The sequence below is a fragment of the Erwinia phyllosphaerae genome, assembly GCF_019132875.1.
Classification (GTDB): domain Bacteria; phylum Pseudomonadota; class Gammaproteobacteria; order Enterobacterales; family Enterobacteriaceae; genus Erwinia; species Erwinia phyllosphaerae.
Map to the genome: position 1 here is coordinate 161,982 of NZ_JAHSPF010000002.1, position 25,752 is coordinate 187,733.

Consider the following 25,752-nt stretch of genomic DNA (forward strand, 5'->3'; position numbering starts at 1 on the left):
AATTATTTTCAGCATAAGCTAACACGGAGGACATGACGTTCTTATATGAATTAAAATTCTATCGTTAAAACTTAATGCATTATTAAATATGGGTAAAACTGTATTTGGAAGTCTGTATGTCTGCATGGCCGTAGAAAGGCGAGGGTGGTCAGGCGCATAAAAAAGCCATAGCATATGATGAACTTTGCTGGCTTCTCTAAGCCATAACGATATTAAAATAGATTACAAAAACACCTTGAAAGTAAAATATATGGTTTTTCTTTTTGGCGTTTTTAGTTAAATTATTTCTTCGGTTTTAAAATTAATAAATGAAAAGAATTTTTGTGTTGGTGTTTATTCAGCATTTTTTGCTTTGAATACTGGCGACTGGAAAAGGCAGGGCTTGCGACGGGGGCGCCGGTTAACGTGCAGGTAATGCAGGAATATCTGATTATTACCCAGCAGGAACCGTAGCCGGAGCTGCCCGCAGAGCCGGAGGTGGTGACCACGCTGAAGCGGGCCTGTAAGAAGTTATCCGACCGTAAGCAGCGGGAGATCGCGGCGTATATTGAGCTGGTTGCCACGCCGCACAAGCGGCCACGCAAGATCCCGGCAGGCACGGTTGAGTGGGAGAAGGCTGGATTAAGTGGCTTGTTGTAAGGTAAGGATCCCAGCCGCTGGGGCTGGGATTGTTATTTACTACGAATCGGATGGGGGCGGTTTTCGATCTTTACGCTCGTCTATTTTGGCGAAAATCCATGAACCTAAGCCACCGGCTACACCTGCTATAAAACTTATAACTCCTGTTTTGAGGATATCTTGTATATCTAGACTGATACTTCTCAGATATATAAAATTAATCGCTAATCTCAATATCAAGCCTATACAAAAAAAGAAAGCCGTCCCGTATAAGATACTTAATATTAAGAGCGTTATTATCGGCTTTTTTTTCACTGTTTTTTCTCCAGCTTATTTATCGCATTTTTCGTTGCACTACTTGTAGCCTCAGATATAAAAGAGCTGCCTACATCAGTCCAGAAACCAGCTGAAGGGCCTATGATAGGTTCAAGTAAATCAGGTGAGTATTTACCAACAGCGCCACCAATCAGACCTCCGGCCATCGCACCACTGATAGAACCAGTATCAACACCGTCAGTAAATACTGCACTCCCTGCCGCTATTCCCACGTTCTGCCAGACACTCCGCCCCGGAGCCAGACCACCGGTAATTGCCGCTGATGTGCTGCTCCAGAAATCCCAGGTTTTTTGCTGATTTTCCGGCAGGCTCTTATTTTGTTCACTGTTGATATCGAACCATTGATAAGTACCATTTGCGATAGCACCAATTGTAGAACCCGATATTACTTTACCTGCCGTTGCCGCCGGGCCTAAATAAGCTGCGCCGGCAATCAGTACGCCATCTTTATAACCTTCAACAATAACTTTGGTTATATTTGCGCCCTCGGGTAAATCACCTTTCGCATTCTTACTCAGCGCGGCGTTGATTTCTTCCGCCGTTGCCCCGGCTTCGGTCATTGAGGTTCCCAGCGAAGCCGCCGCCTGGCCGTAACTTCCCAGTCCGCCTGGTAACGAAAGGTTATTGTTGTCCGTCGAGTTTTTCCCGGCCTGCGCCCCCGCCACAGCGTCCGCCATGCTGTCACCCACAACGCCACCTGCAAGACCTGCCGCCAGCGTACCGAGTGCGCTGATGGTTTGCTTCTGGGTTTCGGTCAGGCTGTTACGGTCAACGTCCGGATACATCTGCTGCGCGATAAATTCGCCCATTGCCGCACCGGACGCGCCTGCCAGCGCGCTGTTGCCTGCTGCGTACGCCGTGACCGCACCGACCACCGCGTGCGCCATCAGGTTCGCTTCGACGTTCACCACATCTTTGCCGTCCGGGCCTTTCGTGGTGGTCATGTCGTGGATCACTTCCGCCAGATACGGTGCCGCCGCGCCGCTGACCGCCTGCGCCACGCTACCGCCCGACAGGCCCTGTATCGTTGCCGTAGCCGCGCTTATTCCCTGCTGGATGGCGCTGCCGGTTCCCCATTGCTGCTGCGCCGCTTTGTAGCTGTCCGTTGCCGCCAGCGCCTTATTGTAATCGGCCCAGGCTTCCTTCGTGGCACCGGCTCCCGGTTCTTAGCTGGCCTGTAAGAAGTTATCCGACCGCAAGCAGCAGGAGATCGCGGCATATATTGAGCTGGTTGCCACGCCGCAGAAGCGGCCACGCAAGATCCCGGCAGGCACGGTTGAGTGGGGAAGGCTGGATTACGTGGCTACTGAAGAGTGATCAGCAGAGAAGAGAACCCCGGCCAATACCGGGGTTAGAGCTTTACGAGTCTGAGGATGGATCTTCTTTTTCTTTCATCTTGGATAAAAGCCAGATACCTACGCCTGTAGGGATTCCCACCGCGATACCTCTTTTAATTGAAAAAAGAACATCTTCATGCCAGCCAAAAATGAAAGAACCATTTTTAAAATAAACCAAAATTGCAGCACATAAGCAACCTGACAAAAAAGCAAGAGTCATGGTAACGATAAAAGTTATCAGTAAAATAAAAAGAGATTTTAAGCCATAAGTATTAGGTGTCATTTGTTATCTCCTTCAACCTTTAGCTTATCTTCAACTTTACTTCCCGTCGCTTCGCTAATTACAGAACCGCCAATAGCTCCAGCAATACCAGCGGTTTTATCTGAGACAATAGGGAAGTATTTATTTCCAATTTCTACAGATTTACCACCTGCTGCACCCACCGCTGTACCAAAACCAGCACCAATTACACTTGGAAGTATATGTTTCCCTTGCAACTTAGCGCTCGTATATGCACCAGTAATACTGGCCGTCTCAGTGAACCAGAACCCTTTTTATTGCAGCTGATTGCTAAAGAGTATCTGTCAGGTCACTTGTATCTACTTTTTTTTTGAATGCTGGTAATAAATCCACCAACAACCAGTAGCTATCAACGACCCTGTGAAACAGGCAGCTTTGGTATACTTCCATGAATCACGCCAGGTCAGCTCAAATGGGATGTGGTAAACCAATAAGAGATAACCTCTAATGAGAACGTATAAAAATAAAAACAATACGATCATTGCTACATTGCAAGCAAAAAACAGATAGAAAAAAATGAAGAACCAAGATTTTGTATTCATTTTTGGTTCCTTTTTTGGAATTTCGCATCTGCTTTACCTGCTTGATCATTGAAGATTTCTGTCGCCGTACTACCCGAGGCATTACCAGCCATACCTGGCACTGGATTAATCGGCAACGGTTTGGATATTCCCATCCCGACATCCGTCCAGATCCAGTCTTTCCATGGCTTCATTGGATTAAGGACTTTATCAAATGGCAATTCAACCAATTTACCTGCACCATAACCTAGGCCAGATGCAGCCCCGCTGATCAATCCACCTTTCAGCGGATTGTCACCTTTAAGGTAACTTGATGTGGCACCACTGCCAGCATTCACGGCCATCGTACCCCACAGCCTCGTTCCGGCTGTAAATGCGCCTGTCCAGTACCCCAGAATCACATCATTTGGATTCACTTCACCATTAATCAGCAAGCCCACCCCAGCATTAGCCCCCGCGCCGATCAGGCTGGTTGCTGCTGCTGCACCCGGCAGCAGCGGCCAGGCTATTGCGCTGCCCACTGCTGCCATCGCCGTTTCACAGGATACCGGCGTTCCGCCGCTACAGGCTTCTTTGATAGCGGCCTGGGTTCCCGATTCATAATTAGCCACAATTCCTGGTTTCTGTTTATTTGCTGCCGCCAGCGTACCCAGCGCGCTGATGGTTTGTTTCTCCGTCTCCGTCAGCTGGCTTACGTCCGTTTTATTCGGATACAGCTGCCTCATCACCAGCTGCGCCATGAGCTCGCCACTGACTGCTCCGGCGGCTCCCGCCAGGGCGTTGTTGCCCGAGGCATAAGACGCTACCGCCCCGACAACCGCGTGGGCCATCGCCTGTGCTTCCGGATTGCCTTCCGTCAGCTTGTGAATTTGCTCAGCAAGGTAGGGTGAGGCTGCACCGCTGATGGCCTGACCGATATTTCCGCCCGCCAGGCCCTGGATTGCCGCCGTGGCCGCGCTGATCCCCTGCTGGATGGCGCTGCCGGTTCCCCAGGATGCCATTGCGTTGCTATAAGCCTGCTTCGCAACGTCTTCATCCGTGAACGCTTTACCTTTGCTTTCCAGCTGCGCTTTCGCTTCGGCCAGTTTTGCCGGGTCGCGCTTCGCTTTTTCGCCCGCTATCTGACCCCCAGTCCGCGCGATATCCGCAACCTGCGAGCCAATCTTCCCAATAAGCCGTGCCGCCTTCAGCCGGTTCTGCTCTTTTTCCTTGTCAAAGATAACTCCCGGCTCGTTTGGGCCGGGATCGTTGTTTACTTCGGAGCGGATGGGGATGATTTTCGGGCTTTAAAATAATCAATCAGATTAAAGACGATTGCTGCTACTGTTATGGCTGTGCCTGCAATACAGCCAAAAACAATAGCTCGTTTTATTTGTGATAAAGGGAAATTAAAAAAACCACTCTTTATATAATAAAAGCCTGAGATCCCAGCCCCAAGTATGATGAGCATTATTATTGATGAAAAACAGCTATAGAAAAATAAGGCTGCATAACCACATATTTTTTTCATTATTTTTTATCCTTAGAGTTATTTTGAGGTGTGCCTATGTCCTTCATAAAGCCATATGTAAACTCAGAAGCGACACCCCCCCAGTAATCATAAACAATGCTGGGTAGCTCTTTTCCTGTTACTGAATTTACAATACCCGGCGCATATTCTCCGAACATCCCGCCAGCCCAGGCTCCGGCGGCGGCACTACCAACAGCCCCGGCATCAGCGCCATCCGTTAACACCGCGCCACCTGCCGCTATGCCAACGTTTTGCCAGACGCCACGCCCCGGAGCCAGCGCACCGGTTATTCCGGCTGATACGCTGCTGCCATAATCCCAGGTTTTATTTTCATTACCCGGCTGGCTTATATCGAACCACTGATAGGTGCCGTTGGCTATTTCGGCAATAACTGCACCACCCACAACTTTACCCACCGATGCCGCCGGACCTAAATAACCAGCACCGGCAATCAGTACGCCATCTTTATAACCTTCAACAATAACTTTGGTTATATTTGCGCCCTCGGGTAAATCACCTTTCGCATTCTTACTCAGCGCGGCGTTGATTTCTTCCGCCGTTGCCCCGGCTTCGGTCATTGAGGTTCCCAGCGAAGCCGCCGCCTGGCCGTAACTTCCCAGTCCGCCTGGTAACGAAAGGTTATTGTTGTCCGTCGAGTTTTTCCCGGCCTGCGCCCCTGCCACAGCGTCCGCCATGCTGTCACCCACAACGCCACCTGCAAGACCTGCCGCCAGCGTACCGAGTGCGCTGATGGTTTGCTTCTGGGTTTCGGTCAGGCTGTTACGGTCAACGTCCGGATACATCTGCTGCGCGATAAATTCGCCCATTGCCGCACCGGACGCGCCCGCCAGCGCGCTGTTGCCTGCGGCGTACGCCGTGACCGCACCGACCACCGCGTGCGCCATCAGGTTCGCTTCGACGTTCACCACATCTTTGCCGTCCGGGCCTTTCGTGGTGGTCATGCCGTGGATCACTTCCGCCAGATACGGTGCCGCCGCGCCGCTGACTGCCTGCGCCACGCTACCGCCTGCCAGGCCCTGTATCGCTGCCGTGGCCGCCTGAAGTCCCTGCTGAATGGCGCTGCCGGTTCCCCATTGCTGCTGCGCCGCTTTGTAGCTGTCCGTTGCCGCCAGCGCTTTATTGTAGTCGGCCCAGGCTTCCTTCGACGCGCCTTTCTCCGGCTCCTTAATCCCTTTAGCTTCCAACTCCGCCTTGCCCGCATTCGTTGCCCGGATGGTGCCTTCCGTCCGTGCAATATCCATTACCTGCGAGCCAATCTCCCCAATAAGCTGCGCCGCCTTCAACCGGTTCTGCTCTTTTTCCTTGTCGAAGATTTGTGCAAGCCCCGGATTCGCATTTTCCACATCCCGGCTTAACTCTGCAACATTCTGCTGCTGATTTGCCTTATCGCGGATAGTGAGGGTGCCTTCCACCACGGCTGCTTTTGTCGTGCTGTCCGCGCTGTCCGAACCGTTCAGGCCCGCCAGCAGGCCGTTTGCCATATTCCCGGCGAACTGGCTGCCGATGCTGCCGCCCGTGCTGATACCCGCGCTGACGTGCTCAACCTCGTATTCCGCGTGGTTGTGAATGTCGCTGAAGCCCAGCGTGCCGGTGTCCAGTTTGTTCTTGTCCGCTTCTGCCGTCGAGCCGATAACCGCGCCGTGCAGCTGCGTGTGCTTGCCCACGGTGATATCAAAGCCGCCGCTGCCGGCGAAAATACCCGACTGCTCCGTCACCGACTGCCAGTCGCTGTTCATTTTATCGCGTGAGGCGTTTACGCTGGCCGTTGCCGTGCCTGCACCGAAGGTATAACCGGCACCGGCACCGGCATTCTGCTGCTTCGCGTCAAACATTTCGCTGTCCTGCTCGCTGGCGATGGTCAGGTTGCGGCCCGCGTCGACCTTCACCGTTTCGCCACTGACCTGCGCGCCGGCAAGCGTGGTGTCGCGGCCGCTGGCTATCGTTACCTGGTTGCCCGCGTTCAGCTGCGTTTCCACGTGGCTGACGATGTCCGCATTTTCATGGCCTTTGCCTTTGTTAACGCTGGCCGAGACGTTAAGGCCCGTGCCGCCGCTGCCCGCCGTGATGCCGACGCCCACGCTGCCGCCTTTACTACTGTTATTGCTGCGCGTGCTGCTGGTTTCTTCGGCTGAAAACAAATTGACGTCGCGGCTGGCCGACAGCAGCAGGTCTTGGCCCGCCTGAAGCTGACTGCCCGCCACGGTGATATCGCCGCTTTCGCCTTTTACGCCGCTGCCGGTTGCGGTAATGCTGAGATTGCCGGCCGCCGTCAGGCTGCTGCCCCGTTGGGTAGTCTGTGCCAGCACGCTTTCCGATTTCGAGCTCTGGCTGCCGTAAGAGAGGCTGACGCCGACGGTGTTGTTGTTCGACGGGTCGTTACCTTTCGCTTCGTCCAGCCTGAGCGCCTGGGTGGCGCTGACGCCCGAAAGCGCTGTCTTCATGCCCTGCAACGCCGCCAGGCGGCCGTCGCTTTCTTCGCTGGCCTGCTTCGCCGTGGTGACCGCCGCGTTCAGCGCGGAGCCTGCGGCCCCCGACAATGCCAGCGTCAGGCCGCTCTGCTTCTGCTCGGTGATATGAGTCTGTGAAGACTGGTTTTCCGCTGCCAGAATATTCACTTCCTTCCCGCTCAGGCGAAGGTCTTTTCCTGCCAGCACGTCCGAACCCTGAACCAGCAGGTTATTGCCCGCGCTCAGCGTCACGCTGCCCTGTGAGCTGCCGACCATGCTGCCGAGATTACCGTGGGTTACCGCATCGTCGGTGGTTTTCAGCGAGCTGCTGCCGACCGTGACGCCAATGCCGCCCGTGCCGGAAAGGCCGCTTTTTGTCTCCTTGCGCAGATGGTTTTCCCGGCGCGTTTCCTCCGTCGTGGTGAGGGTCAGATTGTTGCCTGCCGCCAGGGCTACATCGTGCGTGCCTGCCACGGTACTTCCTGAGACGCTCAGGTCATGTCCCGCCTGCATCCTGACCGTCTCGCCATCAAAGCTGCTGCTTACCGCGCTCCGGCTTTGCACCTCATCATGCGTGGTAACCGATTTTTTCGACAGCATGCCGCCGCTGGTCTGGTGGCTGTTCTCGATAAGGTGATAAGAGGCGTTACCGCTGGTGAGGCTGATGTCATTGCCCGCCGCCACGCGCAGCGCGTTACCGGCACTGACCGTGGCCGCTGTGGCATTCAGGTCGTGGCCTGCCGACAGCAGCACGTCGCCGTTACCGATAATCTGGCTGCCGATATCCGTGCTCTGCGTCAGCGTGCGGTCGTTGCCTTTGCCCCAGCTGGCGCTCTCGCTGCCGGTGAGGGTGAGGGTGCCCAGGTTCAGGTCGTTTCCGGCAACAATCTGCGTCTGGCTGCCTGCGCCGCCGTTGCTGATTTGTGTCGCGGTGAGGTTAACATTGTTCATCGCCTGCAATACCAGCGTGCCGCTGTCGTTCTGCACGTAGATGCCCGCCGGACGATCAAAGGTGATATTGTCCGGGCGACCGCCCAGCGTGCTGATGCTGTTGATATCGCGGCCCGCTATTGCCGTCAGGCTGCTGCTGCCCAGCAGCGTTCCGCCCGTATTATTGATATCGGTGCGGGCTCGCAGGTCAACGCGGCCGCCGCCGATAAAGCCGCTGTTGTTCAGATTATCTGCCGTCAGCTGCGTGACGTTGCGGCCTTTAATATGTCCGCTGTTGGTCAGATCGTTGCTGACGTTCAGCGAGATATTGTTACCCGCCAGCAGCGCGCCGCTGCCGTCCAGATCGCCTGGTTTAACGCGGGCATACAGCTGCGGCACCAGTACCTCTTGCGTGGTGCCGTCCGGCAGCGTGACGGTCTGTTTCACCAGCCATACCATGTCGCTGGTCAACTGCGCCATCTGTGCCGCAGTCAGCGCCACGCCGACGGTCAGGCTGTACTTTTCGGCAAAGGCGACGCCGGTATCCATCAGCGCCCGGAACTGTGCCTCGTCGCTGCTATAGCCGCTCAGGTAGCGGTTGCCGGTCAGCGCCACCACCTGCTGGCGGACAAGCTGCTGCTCGTAAAACCCGTCTCCCAGACGCTTCAGCACGTTGTCCGGATCCTGCGTGAGCCGGTTCTGCATATAGTCGCTGCCCAGCCACTGCTTTTTATCGGTAAAGCGCGGATCGGTCTCGATCAGGAACGGCACGTTGCTGCCGGGATGCAACTGATACAGGCTGTTATCCGGCAGCGTTGTGTTTGGGACGATCGCCCTGATTGCGGTGTCGCCATCGCCGTCTGGCTGAGCGATTTCCACCAGGTGTCCGGAAGGTGGGGTCAGCGGTGTCTGTCCGCTATCCGCAGTGATATCACCGGCGTGAATAATAGTGGTGTCTGCGCCTGAGGTATCACGCCCGGCGACGGTTGTTCCGCTGCCGCTGATGGCCGTATTTCCCTGCCACGTCATGGTCTGCAGGTCGATGGTCTGAATAACGTCCTCGGGGCTGTAGCCGCTGTAGTCCTTACCCTGTGATGTTTTCGTGCCGCCCCTGCCGTTGCTGGACTTTTTGGCATACCAGCGGACCTGCGTGCCGATATCGGTAATGACGCGCTGGCCCATCGTGGCGATATTGTTCAGCTCGCTAATCGCGCCACCGAGCAGGCCGCCAGCCACGATGCGGCTGTCGTGGTTATTGACCCGGTCACTGTTGATGGTCAGATTGCCGCCGGCCATAATCTGGCCCGGATCGCTCTCTTTTACCTGCGTTTCGGTGATGGTGCGCTCGTACTGATATTCGTAGAAGGTCCGGCCGCTTGAGCCGTCAGGCATGATGGCCGCGTGAACGTTGTATTTGTTTTTGGTACTGGTATCCACATCGTTCCAGTCAAAACGGATGGTTGAGCCGCTCAGCACCGCTTCGTGATGAGAAGACCGCTCAACCATCACCACTTCGGTGACGAGATGGTCGTTGATATTGTTAATTTCGCCGATATCAAGCGTCATATCCCCGACGGATTCCAGCGTGGCGCTGTGGTTATTAAACACGGCACTTTTGCCGCTGGCCTGCCAGCTGTCGTCCAGCACGCCGCCGACGGCGATATTGCCCTGGCTGTAGATCAGCGCATGTTCATAGTTGTTTATCTGGCCAGCACCGATATCCAGCCGCTCACGAGCGGCAATGGTTGCGGCGGCGCCATTTTCGGCCAGGTTATTCAGCGTCCCGGCCTGTAGCGCAATATGGTTGCCGTAGATGCGTCCGGTGCCGGTATTGGTCAGGACAGAGGAGGAGACATGCGTCAGTCCGCCATCAAGCAGGCCACGGTTGGTAACGCTGCCGGAAATCAGCAGGTGATTTTCTGCGGCGCTGATTTCCGCCGACTGCTGGTTTTCCAGCTTTGCGGTATGCAGGTTAAGCACGCCACCGGCTTTGATCAGCGACTGATTCACCAGGCCACCGCTAAAGGTGACATTCATATTACCGTTAGCAACGACCTGGCCCTGATTGAAAAAAGCCTGCTGTAAGACCAGATCCATGGCGTTCTGAGACAGTACCCGGCCATCGCCACTTAATGAGTATGCGGTCAGGCTAAGGTTACTTCCGCCAATAAGCGTGCCGGCGGTGTTGGTAAGAGCCAGCGAGCCGCCGCCGTTGAAACTGAGCCGGGAAGCCGAAGAAATCAGGCCGCCGCTGTTATTCAGCGTGCTGCTGGTGGTGATATCGAGCAGGTCGTTTGCCCGAATCGCACCGCCTGAGTTATCGAGTTCGGCGCTGGTGAGAATGACCGACTGGCCTTCGATACCGGTGTTTTCGCGTTGAGTATTGCGGTTGTTGAGCGAAGTGGTGGTGAGCGCCAGCCTTGCGCCGCCGCGTATCAGTCCGGCGGTGTTGTCCAGACCGGCGCCGGCTGCGTCAATCAGCGCGTTACCCACTATCTGCATCTGACCACCGATGTTCGACAGCGTACCGGTATTCAGCCGCGCATCACCGGATGACGTAATGGTGCCGCTGGTATTATCCAGCTGCTGGCCCTGCGTGTTGAGCTGCAGCCCGCCTGCGCTGATTAACTGCCCTGACGAGTTGAGCAGTGCGCCTGTCAACAGCGTCAGGGTTTTGCCCGCGCTGAACACACCGCCGGTATTGGTCAGCGTATTGTTCTGCGTGTTCAGGTTCAGGCTGGTGCCTGCCTGCACGCGGCCGGACTGGTTATTCATTGCGCCAGTGGTCAGGCTGAGGTTCGCGTCGCTGGCAAGCGTGCCCCGTTGGTTGGTCAGACTTAGTCCGCTCAGGTAGGCATGACCGCCTGCGGCAATAAACCCGACGGTGTTATCAATATTTCCACCTTCAACGGACAGGGTTCCACCGCTGAGAATGCCGCCGTTGCTGCCGCTATCACGGTTATTAAGATCGCCACCCGATAACGTCAGCGTCATATTTGTGCCGGACTGCAGCGTGCCACCCGCGTTATTCAGGCCAGTGCTTTGTAGCGACAGATCCCCGGCTGCGGCCATCACACCCTGCAGGTTGTTAAGCTGAGCCTGGGTAGTAATCTGCAAATCGCCGTTCTGCGCGGCAATCAGCTGTCCCTGATGATTATTCAAGGATTCTGCTGTTAGCAGGATATTGCCGTTAGCCGCAATGCTGCCTTTCTGATTGTCCAGCAGGTCGTTGACCATCACCGACAGGTTACCGCTGCCGGTGTGCAGTAGCGAACCCTGTTGATTATTGAATGATGAGGTGCTCAGCGTCAGATTCAGGCCTTTGCTGGCAAGGGTGCCACCGGCGTTATTCAGGCCGTTGATAAAGGACAACCTTAGGTCGCCAGTGCCGAGCTGTTGTACCAGTCCCTGCTGGCTGGAGAGCGAGCGGGCGCTAAGGTTCAGTGCATCAGCCGAAATTTTGCCGCTATCGTTATTAATGGCATCACGGGCTGACGCAGTAAGCTGATGCGTGGCGGCCACGGTGGCTTTTGCCGTACTGATGCTGCCTGCGCTGGCCCGTAATGAGATGTCATTGCCAAAGGTCTGACTGCCGCTGAAATCAAGCGCGGTACCCGTCGCGGTCAGCTGACCGGCCGCCAGAGCCTGGCCGTTGACCTTCAGCTCGCCCTGGCTGGTCACGTTCAGGTTACCGGCCGACCCCAGAGTGCCGTCGCTGTTCATTCCCGCCGCCAGCGCCGCAGCGGAACTGCTGGCAACCGATGCGGCGTTCAGCGTGGTGTTATTGCCTGCGGCAATAATTCCGCTGTTATTCAGCATGCCCCCGGCCGTGATAGCCGTGTTGCCTGCGGCATAAACCTTGCCGCTGTTCTCTACCAGACGTTGAGAAGTCAGCAGCAGGTTCTGTGACGCGGTGATGCGGCCGCTGTTGCTGATGCTGCCGTCGGCGTTGACCACCACCTCACCGGCGGAAGCGCCGATGCTTCCGGCATTGTGCACGCCCACGCCGTTTTCGGTACCGCGCAGGCGGATTTTGTTGGCATACATGCCGCCCAGTTGAGCAACATCCACGGCGAACTGCGGGGGCTCGCTGCCGTCTGCTGATTTCGCGGTGACTTCCTGATGCGCGGCGTCGACAGTGTTACGGCCAGCGGTCACGTTCAGTTCTTTTGCGTGGATAGCGGCATTAACCTTTACCGCGCGGGCAATCAGATCGGTGCTGTTCTGCTGGCGGCTGTCCATGCCCGCGCCCTGGATCACAATCTCACCTTTATTCACATCGTAACCGGCGATCAGGCCGTTATTCATCTGCACCTGGCCGGTGGTCAGCGTGGCGCGGTGTGCGTTAATAAAGCCACAGCCGTCACAGGTAATGCCGGAGGGATTGGCGATAACCACCTGGGCTTTTTGTCCGGCTACTTCAATCATGCCGTTGAGCTGGCTGGCGTTGCGCGCATTGACTTCGTTAAGGATAACTTTCGCTTCGCCTCTGGCGAGGTTGCCGTTGCCGTTAACCATGCCGGCCAGCTGAGTCTGCGTACTGACGTGGGAATTGTTCAGCACCACGCCTTTGTTATCGACGTCAAACTGGCTATAGACGTTGCGCGAGACGCCGCCGCTACCGGGGGTCTGAATATTGACCTGCGGCGTGCCGTTGGCCGAGCTAATAATGGTCGGCTGTTGATTACCCGGCGCCTGGGCGTCCGCAACAACTGCGGCAAATGAGGTCATGCTGACGCAGCTTAAAGAAACCAGCAGCGCAAATTGCAGTGCAGTGAGTCTGCTTATCAGGCACGGTATCTGACCGGGTTCAGAAGAAGCGGAGGCAGTGCCGTGTGCCGAAATAGCGAATTCGCCCACGACCATCAGCATGCCACGGGCTTTATTGAAAATGATACGGTAGAAGTTTTTGTTCATGGCTGCGTCCTTGTCAGCTCATTCAGTACTGCCAGTTGAGATTGAAACCCAGCGAAACCGGGTCGGTTTTAAAGCCGTTCGGTTTTGAAAAGGGCACGGCCGCAAACAGCTCATAGCCCGTTTTACACGCCTGTCCGCGCAGGCCGATGGCACCACCGGCCAGATGGTTGCCGACCAGGTTTTCCGTGCCTTTGCCGCCGACTTCGCCATAGTCAATGCCCAGGTAGAGCGCCTGCTGCGGCAGTGGCGTTGTCCACGCCAGTTCGTTACGCACAAACCAGCCGCGATCGGCATTTAGCGAGCGCTCACCGTCAAAGCCGCGCACCGACCAGCGGCTACCGATAGCGAACTGTTCCTGTGGCGTCAGCGGCGTATTGCTGAGCTGGCGCTGATACTGCACGTTGTAGCGGAACTGCTGCTGGCCCAGCGCAAAAGGAATATCCAGCTGCGCGGATAGCTGAAGAATTTTGGACAGCGCGGTGGCTTCGCCAAAGTATTCTTCCGGCGCGGAAAGCGCTCCGAACCAGCGGGTGCCGCGCTGCCAGCTTATTCCGGCATCCAGCGTAGACTGCGCGATATAGTGACGATGCTGTAAGCCAACGCGCCACGCGGAGGTACGGCGGCGCTGTACTTCGACTTCGGTATCGTTAATGAAGTTTTTCGACTCCTTCGCCAGCATGTCCCAGCTCAGCGTGGTTTTCTGGCTGCCGCTACGGTGCAGCACGCGGCTCAGCTGGAAATTCAGGTTCTGGCTTTTGCCGCTGTAGCGGTAGTCCTGATTTAGCCCTGCCACCAGCTGGTGATAGTCATAGCTGTTAACGGTCAGCCCGGCGGTCCACCAGCCAAAGGGCAGCGAGTAATGCCCGGTCAGGTTGCTGCTGCCTTTATCGTGATGCTTTTCCAGGCTGCTGCTGGCGGAAATATAAAACAGATCGCTAAGGGAAAAGGGGTTATCCAGCGAGAGCGTGAGGCCGCCCTGATAGCGACCGGTACTGCGGGTGCCGGAATCATCCAGCGAGGCGCCGACGCGCCACATTCTACTCTGCTGCCAGCGCAGCTGTACGTCGCTTTCACCCGGCTGCGCGCCCGGCATAATCTCCATGCTGGCCTCTACGGTCGGCAGCCGCTGGAGATTTTCCAGCCCCTGTTCGATATCGCGCAAATCCAGCAGCACACCGGCGTGAACCGGAAAAGCGCTATACAGCGAAATATACTGGCCGCTGTCAGGCATCAGGATAACCTTACGAACCTTGCCCGGCACGATAGTCAGCTTTAGTTCACCGCTGTTTAGATCTTGCGCCGGAGCCAGCACGCGAGTAGTGATATAGCCGTGGTCGATCAGGCGATTTTGTAACGTGCTCATCAGCAGATTAATGCCTTTGCCGCCCAGGCAGCGACCAGCAGCCTGATTACTCAGGCGTTGCAGAGGTAGCCAGTGTGGCAGAGCGTCGTTGCCGTTGAGAGTCACCCGCGAAATCGGGAAGCAGGGTTTTTCATCGGGAAACAACAGGTCAAAGCCGGCAGAGGGCGGGGAAAGCCGCACATCCGGCGCGGGCGGCGTCAGCTGTTGTTCCAGCGCTTTCTGGCGCTGCTGCTGTAGAAGCAGTGGCTCGTTGATTTCAGCAGCCTGCGCCATCGGCAGCGGCGCGACAAAGAGCGCGAGAAGAACAAGGTAAGCGCTTTTATAGCGCAAAAGATCGAGAAGAGAAAATCTCGGCATTGACGAATCCTTGTCAAAAAAATCAGGCTATACAAACACCTGACCCTGAACTCTCATTTTCAGGTGTTGATTGTTGCGGTTATAAAAACCATTAATTATGCAGGGTCTTTTGGTTTTTCGGGACATACTAAGTTACATTTTTTATAGAAGCAATATGAATGCTGGCTTCTTCTTATTAAGTTGGTTGTGTTTTAAGGCAGGTTACGGGCAGGCTTCTTTAGGCTTTCTGACCGTAACAGGAATCCCTGATATAATCCCCGCCTGGAAAAGTTCTCATGCTATCGCTGCTGTACTGGATTGTGCGATATTCGGCGTACCAATATTCACTTTTTATACACGCTTTACATGGTTTTTAACTGAATAAAATCAGTGAGATATGTGATTTATGAAACACACTGTAGAAGTCATGATCTCTGAACAGGAGATTGCTAAACGCATCGCTGAGCTGGGCCAGCAGATTACCGAAAACTATCGCGATAGCGGCAGCGAAATGGTGCTGGTGGGGCTGTTGCGCGGTTCCTTTATGTTTATGGCAGATCTGTGCCGTAAGATAGAGGTATCGCACGAGGTCGATTTTATGACGGCTTCCAGCTATGGCAGCGGCATGTCTACCACGCGTGATGTGAAAATTCTGAAAGATCTGGATGAAGATATTCGCGGCAAGGATGTGTTAATCGTGGAGGATATTATCGATTCCGGCAACACGCTGAGCAAAGTGCGGGAGATCCTCAGCCTGCGCCAGCCAAAATCGCTGGCAATCTGTACGCTGCTCGACAAGCCCGAACGTCGTGAAGTGGATGTGCCGGTGGAGTATGTCGGCTTTACCATCCCGGATAAATTTGTGGTCGGTTACGGCATTGACTACGCCCAGCGCTATCGTCATCTGCCTTATGTAGGCCACGTGGTGATGCTGGAAGAGTAACCTCTGCCGCACGATCGACTAAGGCCGGATTATCCGGCCTGATATATGATGCAGCCCGAAAATCAGTTCGGGTTTTGCAGGCCTTTCAGCGCGTTAGCAATACCATCATGGTGGCGCTGTTCAAGCACGTCCATGCTGGATGCGCCGACCTCAAGGTCGTGCAGATGACCATCCTGCAGACCGTAAACCCAGCCGTGAATTTTAACATTCTGGCCGCGCTTCCATGCTGACTGCATGATGGTGGAGTGGCCGAGGTTATAAACCTGTTCAATCACGTTGATTTCACAAAGTTTGTTAAAACGCGCTTCCGGTGTCGGCAGCTGTTTCAATGAAGAACTATGCTTGTACCACAGATCGCGGATATGCAGCAGCCAGTTGTTGATCAGGCCCAGTTCCGGGTTCTCAACTGCCGCCTGGACGCCGCCGCAGCCGTAGTGGCCACAGATAATGATGTGCTCTACCTGCAGCACTTCAACAGCGTACTGCACAACGGAAAGGCAGTTCAAATCCGTGTGGATAACCAGGTTAGCCACGTTGCGATGGACGAACAGTTCGCCAGGCTCAAGGCCGGTCAGACGTTCGGCGGGAACACGGCTGTCAGAACAGCCAATCCAGAGAAAACGCGGCTTTTGTGCCACTGACAGGCCTTCAAAAAAAGCCGGGTTTTCTTCTTTCAGCAGGCGAGACCACTCGCGATTGTTACTAATGAGAGTATCGATATCTTTCATTTTTATAGCGCCAATAACTTGATATGCGTGGCAGTAATATAGGCCATCAAACTGTGATTTAAAACGCTAAACAAGAAAACCATACAAAACAGGGCAATCCTTTACCTATGACTTATGCACTGGAACTCGAAAAACTGACCAAAACCTATGCGGGTGGCGTTCAGGCCTTGAAGGGAATCGACCTTAACGTAGAGGCGGGTGATTTCTATGCGCTGCTTGGCCCAAACGGGGCGGGCAAATCCACGACTATCGGCATTATCAGTTCGCTGGTAAACAAAACTGCCGGTAAAGTGCGGGTGTTTGGCTACGATTTGCAGCAGGACGTGGTCAACGCCAAGCGTCAGCTGGGCCTGGTGCCGCAGGAATTTAACTTCAACCAGTTCGAAACCGTGCTGCAAATTGTGGTCAGCCAGGCAGGCCTTTACGGCGTGGAAAAGGCTGATGCGCTGAAGCGAGCGGAAAAATACCTTAAGCAGCTGGACCTGTGGGATAAACGCAACGAGCGGGCGCGTATGCTTTCCGGCGGGATGAAACGGCGTCTGATGATTGCCCGCGCGCTGATGCATGAGCCCAAGCTGCTGATTCTGGATGAGCCAACCGCGGGCGTGGATATCGAGCTGCGCCGTTCAATGTGGAGCTTCCTTCAGGATCTGAATGCCAAAGGCACCACCATTATCCTGACGACCCACTACCTGGAAGAAGCAGAGATGCTTTGCCGCAATATCGGCATTATTCAGCATGGTCAGCTGGTGGAGAACACCACCATGAAGGGGCTGCTGTCCAAGCTAAAATCGGAAACCTTTATTCTCGATCTGGTGGCAAAAAGCCCGCTGCCGGAGCTGGAAGGTTTTCAGTACCGCTTAGTCGATACGTCAACGCTGGAAGTCGAAGTCATGCGCGAGCAGGGACTGAACAGCGTCTTCAGCCAGCTTAGCCAGCAGGGCGTAAAAGTATTAAGTATGCGCAACAAGGCTAACCGTCTTGAGGAGCTGTTTGTTGACCTGGTGAACGGTCGCAAAGGAGAAAAAGCATGACACATCTGTACTGGGTCGCCCTGAAAAGTATCTGGGGAAAAGAGATCAACCGTTTTGCCCGCATCTGGATCCAGACGCTGGTGCCGCCGGTGATCACCATGACGCTCTACTTTATTATCTTTGGTAACCTGATTGGTTCACGCATTGGCGATATGCACGGCTTTAGCTATATGCAGTTTATTGTGCCGGGCCTGATCATGATGGCGGTTATCACCAATGCCTATGCCAACGTGGCATCTTCCTTCTTTAGCGCCAAGTTTCAGCGCAACATTGAAGAGCTGCTGGTGGCACCGGTGCCGACGCACGTCATTATTGCCGGTTACGTTGGCGGCGGCGTGGCGCGCGGCATCTGCGTAGGCGTGCTGGTGACGGCTATCTCGCTGTTTTTTGTGCCTTTCCATGTGCATTCCTGGCTGATGGTGGCGGTAACGCTGGTGCTGACCGCGATCCTGTTTTCGCTGGCGGGCTTGCTGAACGCGGTGTTTGCGCGGACGTTTGACGATATCAGCCTCATTCCCACCTTTGTGCTGACGCCGTTAACCTATCTGGGCGGCGTGTTCTATTCGCTGACGCTGCTGCCGCCGTTCTGGCAGATGGTGTCGAAGCTGAACCCGATCGTCTATATGATCAGCGGCTTCCGCTTTGGTTTTCTGGGCATTTCCGACGTGCCGCTGGTGTTTACCCTGGCGGTACTGGTGGCCTTTATCGCCGTGTTTTATATGCTGGTCTGGGCGCTGATCCAGCGCGGCAGAGGTCTGCGAACCTAAGCTTCAGTTCTTATCCCTTCCTGCAACGGGAAGGGATAAACACCCCCGTTTTTAGCTTCTTCTTTGTGCTATTTCCCACCCGAAATTATTTGATACCGATCACTAAATATAAGAAAACCTTATTCCGCCGCAAACTCTTTCCCGCATATCGCCACTCAACCGTATCGCGAATACGTTGTTCTGGTATCCGAACGGCCAGTGTTATCACGATAAACCAGGCAGGCTGCGCGCCTGTTATCTTCTTGTTTAACCTGGAACTTACTTATGGCCGGTATTAATTCATTACCTTCAACCGTTAGGCAGGCGACATCCTCCGAGCCTTCAGCGCAGGCGTCGTCCAGCCACGGGCCGCGCGCCCGACACACCACCGCAGGCCCATCCGGATCTACCGTTGCCACGGCAGATGCCGCGCGTCAGCAGGCTATCAGTGATATTGCCACCCATCTGAATAACTATTTCCCCGGCAGCAGCGGGATGAATGATATCGTGCAGGATCGTGCCGCCGAGCTGCACTCAATGGGAGAAACGCCCGAAACTATCGCTGCAAACATGGCCAAAGCGCAGAAAATGGATTACATCAGCGATGCGGTAGGCGGCGCGGTCAAGGCTTTTCCGTTTGCTATTTCTGGCTACGCGTCGGGAGCACTTAAGCTGGGGGCTGGCGTCTCCGGTACGTCGCCAGGATCGGAAGCCCTGGCGGGGGCGATCGACGGGGCCACGGCAATGGTACTCAAATCGGTAGGTGATAAGGTTTTTGCTAACGTGGTAAAGGATACGATGTGGCTGGCTGCCGATGCGGAAAAACTGGAGCCTGAGATGCAGGAAGCGCTGAAAAAGCGCCAGGGACTGGGAGAGAGCCTGAAACTGGCTCCGCTGGGAGGCCTGGGCTTTGATGGCCGTAACGCCGTGGTAGGGACGGTCGCCACGGTTTCGCATAATAATCCCCAGGCGGTGTCGCATACCAGCAACGTGCTGAGTATGGCGGCAGGCGCGGCGGGAAATGTACTGACTAACAAGTTCAGCGCTTCTCATGGCCCGGAATACTTATTAGGGCGTACCGACTGGAAAGCGCAGTATGAGTCTTTGAAAAACACCAGCGTGAAGCAGCAGATGACGTCCGGCGGAGCGGAAAGATTAAAAACCTTGCTGCTTAGCCTGATGACGCCGCGTAATTATGCGAAAGGCGCGCTAAATATTACCTCCGGCAATATGGTGTCGGAAATTGGCGCGCTGGCAGTGGCGCTGGCAGGAAACAACGCGTTGCGTAACATTGTCCGTAATCCGGGCGTGAGCGAGGCGGTCACCTCGGCTTCTTCTGCCGCAATCGATGCGGCAACCGGGCGAATTGGCGCGGGTGAACTGACCTCGCCCAAAGAAATTGCTAAAGACCAGGCCGTTAACCTTGTGGGTGCCGCGCTGGCTTATGCTTTTCAGGGCGTAGCCGGGGCGTTAGCGGGGCCGGCACCCACCCGCAACGATGAGGCGGTCGATTTTCTGGCAGATAAAGTGGTGAACAGCCTGGCCGGGCAGAAAACCGGCGAGCTGAGAGATAAGAGCGTGGAGCTGCTACAGCAGGGCGTGACGGGAGCCGGACATAAAGCGGTACAGGCCAAAGACCTGATGGCGCAAGGTGCTCACTCACTGGCGGACAGCGCCGTCAGGACGGGCGACAGACTGGACGATGGCCTGAGGAGGATGAAAAACAACGTTTCTGATACCGCAACCTCCGTTCATCAGTGGGCGGGAGAGCAGATAAGACGACAGTTTGCTCCTCAGCCACAGCCTGCGGCACCCATACCTTTGCAGGCAGTTACACACGGCGGCCAGGCTTCCACGCCTGCACCAGCTGCAATGCCAGCGGCCCACATCGCTCAGGCTTCAACGTCCGCACCAGCCGTACAAACGGCACAGGCTTCAACGTCCGCACCAGCCGTACAAACGGCACAGGCTTCAACGTCCGCACCAGCGGCACAAACCGCGCAGGCTTCAACGTCTGCACCAGCCGCACGACCAGCATCACAAACCGCACAGGCCTCAACGTCTGCACCAGCTGCAAGGCCAACAACACGACCCACGCCGGCTTCGACATCCGCGTCAGCCGCACGGGCAGCAGCACAAACGGCACAGGCCTCAACATCCACGCCTGCCGCTCGGCCAACAACACGACCCACGCCGGCTTCGACATCCGCGTCAGCCGCACGGGCAGCAGCACAAACGGCACAGTCCTCAACATCCACGCCAGCTGCCCGACCAACACCGCAACCCGTGCAGGCCGCAACATCCACGCCAGCCGCACGGGTCGCAGCACAAACCGCGCAGGCGTCAACGTCTGCGCCAGCTGCAAGGCCAGCGCCGCAAAGCGCAGCTGCTCGTCCACAGTCGGTAACGGAGAATATTGAAATGCAGCCATTGGGTAAGAGTAAACAGGCGTAAGCCAGCAGGCAGGAAAAGAGAGGGTAAGCTGCAAAAAAGGGCGGGGGAGCGATCCCCCGCCTGTGGATCAGGCAACCTGGACCGGAACGGCTTTTGCCAGGCGCTTCATCACGTTATCGCCTTCAAAGTAGGCTACCTTCGGCTGCCATGTGCGAGCTTCGGCATCCGGCATCTCAACGTATGAACAGATAATCAGAATATCGCCTTCGCAGGCGCAGCGAGCGGCTGCGCCGTTAACGGAGATAATTTTCGAACCGCGCTCGGCGGCGATAGCGTAGGTAGAAAAGCGCTGGCCGTTGGTCACGTTGTAGATATCAATCGCTTCATATTGCAGAATACCGGAAGCGTCCAGAAAATCCTGGTCAATGGCGCAGGAGCCTTCGTAGTTCAGATCTGCCTGAGTCACTTTAACCCGATGCAGTTTGCCCTGCAGCATAGTACGGTTCATCATTTACCTCTGGTGAAAACCCATCAATACCAGCGCGTGCCGGCAATTTTTATTCGGTTAAATCAACCTGCTGGTTATCGATAAGACGCGCTTTACCCAGCCAGGCCGCCATCAGGATCGTCGCCGTTTTACTTTCTACCGTCAGCGGCAGCAGCGTTTCTGCATCAACGATAGCCAGACCATCAGCACGCAAGCCCAGGATAGCCAGCGCGGCCTCGGCATCAGCGACAATCTCGTCCACATAGCGTTCTCCATTGGACAATCTTTCCGCCATGCTGTTCATTACGCGGCTGAGCGCGGGCGCAATTTTACGCTCGTCAGCGGTCAGATAACCGTTACGCGAACTGAGCGCAAGGCCATCTTTCGCGCGCACGGTAGGTACGCCGACAATTTCAATGTCGTAGCCCATGTCCGTGACCATCTTGCGGATCAGCGCAAGCTGCTGAAAATCTTTTTCGCCAAAGCAGGCCAGATCGGGCTGCACAAGGTTAAAAAGCTTACTGACAATAGTGGAGACGCCGCGAAAATGGCCCGGGCGACTGGCACCTTCCAGCAGTGAAGAGAGACCCGGCACCTCGACAAAGGTTTGCTCTTCCAGCCCTTTGGGATAGACGGCGGCAGGCGCGGGTGCAAACACCAGATCCACCTTGCGGCGGTTCAGCTTTTCACAATCTTCCTGCAGCGTGCGCGGATAACGAGCCAGATCGTCGGCGCGTTCAAACTGCATGGGGTTAACAAAAATGCTCGTGACTACAATGTCGGCGCGTTCGCGGGCTTCATCTACCAGCGTCATGTGACCGTCATGCAGATTGCCCATCGTCGGCACCAGCGCAATGCGCTTGCCTTCCTGCCGCCAGCGACGAATCTCACGGCGCAGCATCGGTATCGTTTCAATAATCAGCACTTGCAGTTCCCCGTCTCAGTAAAAACTGTGTTCATCGGCAGGATACGTTCCCGCCTCGACTTCCGCCACATACTGTCGGACGGCCGCGCGCATTTCCCCGGTTGCCAGCAGGAAATTTTTAGCGAATTTAGGAATGTGCCCACCGGTGATGCCGAAGGCATCATGCATCACCAGGATTTGACCATCGGTAACGTTGCCCGCACCGATACCGATAACCGGAATGGCCAGCGCTTCGGTTACGCGCTGCGCCAGCGCCACCGGTACGCACTCCAGCACCAGCATCTGTGCGCCAGCGGCTTCCAGCGCCAGCGCGTCGGCCAGCAGCGTTTCTGCCGCTTCACTTTCCCGGCCCTGAACTTTATAGCCGCCAAAGATATTTACCGACTGTGGCGTTAAGCCCAGATGGCCGCAAACCGGCACCGCGCGTTCTGCCAGCTGGCGAACGGTGTCGCTCAGCCACGCGCCGCCTTCAATTTTGACCATATTGGCCCCGGCGCGCATTAGCTCAGCCGAGCTGGCAAACGTCTGCTCAGGGGTAGCGAAGGTCATAAAAGGCAGGTCGGCCATCAGCAGCGCCGCCGGGGCACCGCGACGGACAAGGCGAGTGTGGTAAGCGATATCTTCCAGCGTCACGGGCAGCGTGGAATCGTGTCCCTGCACGACCATGCCAAGCGAATCACCAACCAGCAATACCTGGATCCCTTCGTCGGCAAACAGCCGGGCGAAGCTGTAATCATAAGCGGTAATAGAGGCGAATTTGCGCCCGCTCTTTTTCCACTGGCGAAGAGTAGAGACCGTCGTCGGTTTCATCGCAACCTCTGAGAAAGTTTTTTAGTGGGCGTATCTTAATGGAAGTGCGTAAGCCTGGCTACCAGGGTTGAATGGCGCTGCTGTCCAGGGTGGCGATAAGGCTTTTAAGCGAGGTGCCGTTGGGGAAGATAAGATCCGGTGCGATTTCAAACAGCGGTACCAGCATAAAGGCGCGGTTATGCATATCGTAATGCGGCACGGTCAGGCGCGGCGTGTTTAGCGTGAGATTGCCGAACAGCATGATGTCCAGATCCAGCGTGCGCGGCCCCCAGCGTTCATCCTTGCGCACGCGGCCCTGCTCCAGCTCAATGCGCTGGGTAAGGTCCAGCAGCGCTTCTGGCGCAAGCGTGGTCTCCAGCAGGACGGCGGCATTAAGGTAGTCCGGCTGATCCGGCGGGCCATAAGGTGGCGTGCGGTAAAGCGAAGAGGTGGCAAGCAGCCGGGTTTGCGGCAGGGCGGCCAGCGCATCAAGCGCGGCCCGCACCTGATGCAAAGGATCCGCCAGGTTACTGCCTAAGGCGAGATACGCCCTCATGCGTTGGTATTGTTACCGTCGCGGCGTGGACCGGGAACGCGCTTGCGCGGACGGCGAGTGCGGCGACGCGGCACCGGATCGTCGCCCAGCGTGTTAAGCATGGTTTTCTGCTGCGGCGGCGCGGCAACCTGGAATTCACCCCACCACGCGGAAAGACGCAGCAGCTCCTGGTTATTTTCCACTTCCGCACGCAGCGCCAGCAGATCGTAGGCGGCGCGGAACTTAGGATGCTCCATGAGCTTCCAGGCGCGTTTGCCGTGGCGGCGCGACAGGCGAAGCTGTAGCTGCCAGATATCGCGCACCAGCGTGGTAATGCGTTTTGGAATGGCCAGCGAGCGGCACGCTTCGTCCAGCACGTCGTTCATGGCCAGCGCAAAGGCGTCGTAGTAGGCCAGCCCGCTTTCCTGCGCGATCTTCTGCGCCATTTCCAGCTGTGGATACCAGAACATTGCCGCAAACAGGAACGCCGGGTTAACGCGCATCTGGTTGTGAATACGGTTATCGGTGTTTTTCAGCACCTGAATCACCATCCGCTCCATATTGCTGTCGCCTTTTTCCGTAAAGTAACGGGTAATCAGCGGGAACAGCGGCTGGAACAGCTGGTATTCACGTAGCTGCAAATAGGTCGTGTAGCCATAGCCAGCCTGCAGCAGCTTCAGCGTTTCCTCAAACAGGCGCGCTGGCGGAATATCATGCAGCAGCGTCGCCAGGCGCGGAATCGGCTCTGCCGTTTCAGCGGCAATGCTCATATCCAGCTTGGCGGCAAAGCGGATCACGCGCAGCATGCGCACCGGATCTTCACGGTAGCGCGTTTCAGGGTCGCCAATCAGGCGGATAATTCCCTGTTGCAGGTCGTTCAGGCCGCCCACATAGTCGCGCACGCTAAAGTCAGCCACGCTGTAATAGAGGCTGTTAATCGTCAGATCGCGGCGCTGGGCATCATCTTCAATCGAACCGAAAATATTGTCGCGCAGCAGCATACCGTTCTGGCCACGCTGCGAATTGTTGCGATCCGACTCCGGCTGTTCGGCCTCGTGGTGGCCACGGAAGGTAGCAACCTCGATGATTTCCGGACCAAACATGACGTGAGCCAGACGGAAACGACGTCCAACCAGACGGCAGTTGCGAAACAGCTTGCGCATTTGCTCCGGCGTGGCGTTGGTGGTGACGTCAAAATCTTTCGGTTTTTTGCCCAGCAGTAAATCGCGAACGCCACCACCCACAAGATAAGCCTCATACCCGGCTTTATTCAGTCGGTACAGTACCTTGAGGGCATTTTCACTGATGTCTTTACGCGAGATAGTATGACCGTCGCGCGGGATCACGGTCATCTGAGGCGCTTCTTCCACCTCGACTGGCGCTTCGCTTTCGCGGCTCAAAACTTTTCGGCAAAAATTAGCAACTCGGGTAAAAATGGGACACCTCGATAGTGACGTTTACGCGTAGCGATAAAAAACAGCGGCTAATCATAGCTCAGTGCGGCGCATTTGAGAATGATCATCTCGAATCCCCTGTATCTTTTGGGTTCGGAAGGGCGCTGACGGCAATATTTCTCTGCCGCACCGGCGGGCGTGAACAACAGAAAGTTAAACATCCTGAACCAGTGCATTTTGCTGCGGCACGGTTGCCAGGTTCCATTTGATGACAGCCTGTTCCAGTAAATGGGCAAGCGTCTCATCCTGCCAGCCGTCGCTGACCGGCTGGCCAAGAAACCGTAACGCCCGGACCAGCACGGGACGCGGATCGCCCTGTGGTAAAGGCCGCGCGTGGTTTTGCTTGGAAAGCTTGCTGCCGTTATCGCCTGTCGCCAGCGGTAAGTGGAGATAGTCCGGCACCGGCCAGCCGAAGCGCTGATAAAGGGTTATCTGTCTTACCGTCGGCTCAATCAGGTCGGCGCCTCTGACCACTTCCGTCACGCCCTGAAAATGGTCGTCCACTACCACTGCCAGGTTATAGGCAAACAGCCCGTCGCGGCGATGAATGATAAAATCTTCCTGCGCCAGGGCGGCATCGGCGACAACTTCGCCACGCAGATTATCAGAAAAATGCTTAACGGGACGATCGACGCGCAAACGTAATGCCGCGTCAGAGGGGCCGCAGTTACGCGTCCGGCAGTAGCCATCGTACAGGCCGCCGATTTGCTGAATACGGCTGCGCGTGCAGGTGCAGTAATAGCTATGGCCGTGCTGTTGCAGCCAGTGCAGCGCTTCACGGTAGGCTGCGTGCCGCTGCGACTGCCAGAGCACCTCGCCGTCCCAGTGCAACCCGTACTGTTCCAGCTGCTCAAGGATACGCCGGGCAGCACCTGGTACTTCGCGAGGCGGATCGAGATCTTCAATACGCACCAGCCATTTGCCGTGCTGCGCGCGTGCCTGTAGATAGCTGCCAAGGGCGGCAACCAGTGAGCCAAAATGGAGTTCACCGGAAGGAGAGGGGGCGAAACGCCCGATGTAAGACGACATAGAAGTAAAGACAGGCAGTGAAGCAGAAGCCTCACTGCGCAATCCATTAGC

20 protein-coding genes are annotated in these 25,752 nt (G+C 55.9%); 6 read left to right on the top strand and 14 right to left on the bottom strand.

What is annotated here, in order from left to right:
• Positions 1 to 480: 480 nt before the first annotated feature.
• Complete coding sequence (locus KUE00_RS03990) at positions 481 to 639, top strand: SymE family type I addiction module toxin (RefSeq protein ID WP_246758239.1); 159 nt, start codon at positions 481 to 483, stop codon at positions 637 to 639.
• Positions 640 to 929: 290 nt separating this feature from the next.
• Here the strand turns inward: KUE00_RS03990 and KUE00_RS03995 are convergent, their stop codons facing one another.
• Positions 930 to 1,898: a VENN motif pre-toxin domain-containing protein gene (locus tag KUE00_RS03995; protein WP_246758240.1), complete on the bottom strand. Its 969-nt coding sequence runs from the start codon at positions 1,896 to 1,898 to the stop codon at positions 930 to 932.
• Here KUE00_RS03995 and KUE00_RS04000 point away from each other — a divergent pair.
• Positions 1,897 to 2,052 carry a hypothetical protein gene (locus KUE00_RS04000; RefSeq protein WP_246758241.1) on the top strand — a complete coding sequence of 52 codons (156 nt, stop codon included), beginning with the start codon at positions 1,897 to 1,899 and terminating at the stop codon, positions 2,050 to 2,052. The two genes, KUE00_RS03995 and KUE00_RS04000, sit on opposite strands and share 2 nt — an antisense overlap.
• Before the next feature lie 261 nt (positions 2,053 to 2,313).
• Here KUE00_RS04000 and KUE00_RS04005 read toward each other — a convergent pair whose 3' ends face one another.
• From KUE00_RS04005 to KUE00_RS04030, 6 genes are all read right to left on the bottom strand, one after another.
• Positions 2,314 to 2,574, bottom strand: a complete 261-nt coding sequence (locus KUE00_RS04005) for an immunity protein (protein WP_246758242.1) — start codon at positions 2,572 to 2,574, stop codon at positions 2,314 to 2,316.
• Complete coding sequence (locus KUE00_RS04010; protein WP_246758243.1) at positions 2,571 to 2,789, bottom strand: hypothetical protein; 219 nt, start codon at positions 2,787 to 2,789, stop codon at positions 2,571 to 2,573. The genes KUE00_RS04005 and KUE00_RS04010 overlap by 4 nt, the downstream gene beginning before the upstream one ends.
• 341 nt (positions 2,790 to 3,130) lie before the next feature.
• Complete coding sequence (locus tag KUE00_RS04015; protein ID WP_246758244.1) at positions 3,131 to 4,114, bottom strand: VENN motif pre-toxin domain-containing protein; 984 nt, start codon at positions 4,112 to 4,114, stop codon at positions 3,131 to 3,133.
• A 251-nt stretch (positions 4,115 to 4,365) separates the two neighbouring features.
• Positions 4,366 to 4,623: a hypothetical protein gene (locus KUE00_RS04020; protein WP_246758245.1), complete on the bottom strand. Its 258-nt coding sequence runs from the start codon at positions 4,621 to 4,623 to the stop codon at positions 4,366 to 4,368.
• Entirely contained in the window at positions 4,623 to 12,938 is an 8,316-nt protein-coding gene (locus KUE00_RS04025; RefSeq protein ID WP_246758246.1) for a hemagglutinin repeat-containing protein, read from the bottom strand. The genes KUE00_RS04020 and KUE00_RS04025 overlap by 1 nt, the downstream gene beginning before the upstream one ends.
• A 22-nt stretch (positions 12,939 to 12,960) precedes the next feature.
• A complete protein-coding gene (locus KUE00_RS04030; protein ID WP_246758659.1) occupies positions 12,961 to 14,574 on the bottom strand; it encodes a ShlB/FhaC/HecB family hemolysin secretion/activation protein in 1,614 nt (537 codons plus the stop codon).
• Between the two features lie 469 nt (positions 14,575 to 15,043).
• Here KUE00_RS04030 and hpt point away from each other — a divergent pair, with 469 nt between their 5' ends.
• Positions 15,044 to 15,580 (top strand): hypoxanthine phosphoribosyltransferase, encoded by a 537-nt coding sequence (gene hpt, locus KUE00_RS04035; protein ID WP_246758247.1) that lies wholly within the window; start codon positions 15,044 to 15,046, stop codon positions 15,578 to 15,580.
• 62 nt (positions 15,581 to 15,642) lie between these two features.
• Here the strand turns inward: hpt and can are convergent, their stop codons facing one another.
• Complete coding sequence (gene can, locus KUE00_RS04040) at positions 15,643 to 16,308, bottom strand: carbonate dehydratase (RefSeq protein WP_246758248.1); 666 nt, start codon at positions 16,306 to 16,308, stop codon at positions 15,643 to 15,645.
• A 107-nt stretch (positions 16,309 to 16,415) separates the two neighbouring features.
• Here can and KUE00_RS04045 point away from each other — a divergent pair, with 107 nt between their 5' ends.
• The 3 genes from KUE00_RS04045 (at position 16,416) to KUE00_RS04055 (ending at position 20,542) form a co-directional block, all read left to right on the top strand.
• Positions 16,416 to 17,342: an ABC transporter ATP-binding protein gene (locus KUE00_RS04045; protein WP_246758249.1), complete on the top strand. Its 927-nt coding sequence runs from the start codon at positions 16,416 to 16,418 to the stop codon at positions 17,340 to 17,342.
• On the top strand, positions 17,339 to 18,109 hold the full coding sequence (locus KUE00_RS04050) for an ABC transporter permease (RefSeq protein WP_246758251.1): 771 nt from the start codon (positions 17,339 to 17,341) through the stop codon (positions 18,107 to 18,109). Before KUE00_RS04045 ends, KUE00_RS04050 begins: the two co-directional genes overlap by 4 nt.
• Positions 18,110 to 18,373: 264 nt before the next feature.
• Positions 18,374 to 20,542: a hypothetical protein gene (locus KUE00_RS04055; RefSeq protein WP_246758252.1), complete on the top strand. Its 2,169-nt coding sequence runs from the start codon at positions 18,374 to 18,376 to the stop codon at positions 20,540 to 20,542.
• Between the two features lie 67 nt (positions 20,543 to 20,609).
• Here the strand turns inward: KUE00_RS04055 and panD are convergent, their stop codons facing one another.
• The 6 genes from panD to gluQRS all read right to left on the bottom strand — a co-directional run bounded on the left by panD (position 20,610) and on the right by gluQRS (position 25,701).
• The gene (panD, locus tag KUE00_RS04060; RefSeq protein WP_246758660.1) at positions 20,610 to 20,990 is read right to left on the bottom strand and encodes an aspartate 1-decarboxylase; all 381 of its coding nucleotides are present in this window, start codon (positions 20,988 to 20,990) and stop codon (positions 20,610 to 20,612) included.
• 49 nt (positions 20,991 to 21,039) lie between these two features.
• Positions 21,040 to 21,894 carry a pantoate--beta-alanine ligase gene (panC, locus tag KUE00_RS04065; protein WP_246758253.1) on the bottom strand — a complete coding sequence of 285 codons (855 nt, stop codon included), beginning with the start codon at positions 21,892 to 21,894 and terminating at the stop codon, positions 21,040 to 21,042.
• 15 nt (positions 21,895 to 21,909) lie between these two features.
• Entirely contained in the window at positions 21,910 to 22,704 is a 795-nt protein-coding gene (gene panB / locus KUE00_RS04070; protein ID WP_246758254.1) for a 3-methyl-2-oxobutanoate hydroxymethyltransferase, read from the bottom strand.
• Between the two features lie 58 nt (positions 22,705 to 22,762).
• Complete coding sequence (folK, locus tag KUE00_RS04075; protein ID WP_246758255.1) at positions 22,763 to 23,239, bottom strand: 2-amino-4-hydroxy-6-hydroxymethyldihydropteridine diphosphokinase; 477 nt, start codon at positions 23,237 to 23,239, stop codon at positions 22,763 to 22,765.
• On the bottom strand, positions 23,236 to 24,654 hold the full coding sequence (gene pcnB, locus KUE00_RS04080) for a polynucleotide adenylyltransferase PcnB (protein ID WP_246758661.1): 1,419 nt from the start codon (positions 24,652 to 24,654) through the stop codon (positions 23,236 to 23,238). The genes folK and pcnB overlap by 4 nt, the downstream gene beginning before the upstream one ends.
• 171 nt (positions 24,655 to 24,825) lie before the next feature.
• Entirely contained in the window at positions 24,826 to 25,701 is an 876-nt protein-coding gene (gluQRS, locus tag KUE00_RS04085; protein WP_246758662.1) for a tRNA glutamyl-Q(34) synthetase GluQRS, read from the bottom strand.
• Between the last annotated feature and the right edge of the window lie 51 nt (positions 25,702 to 25,752).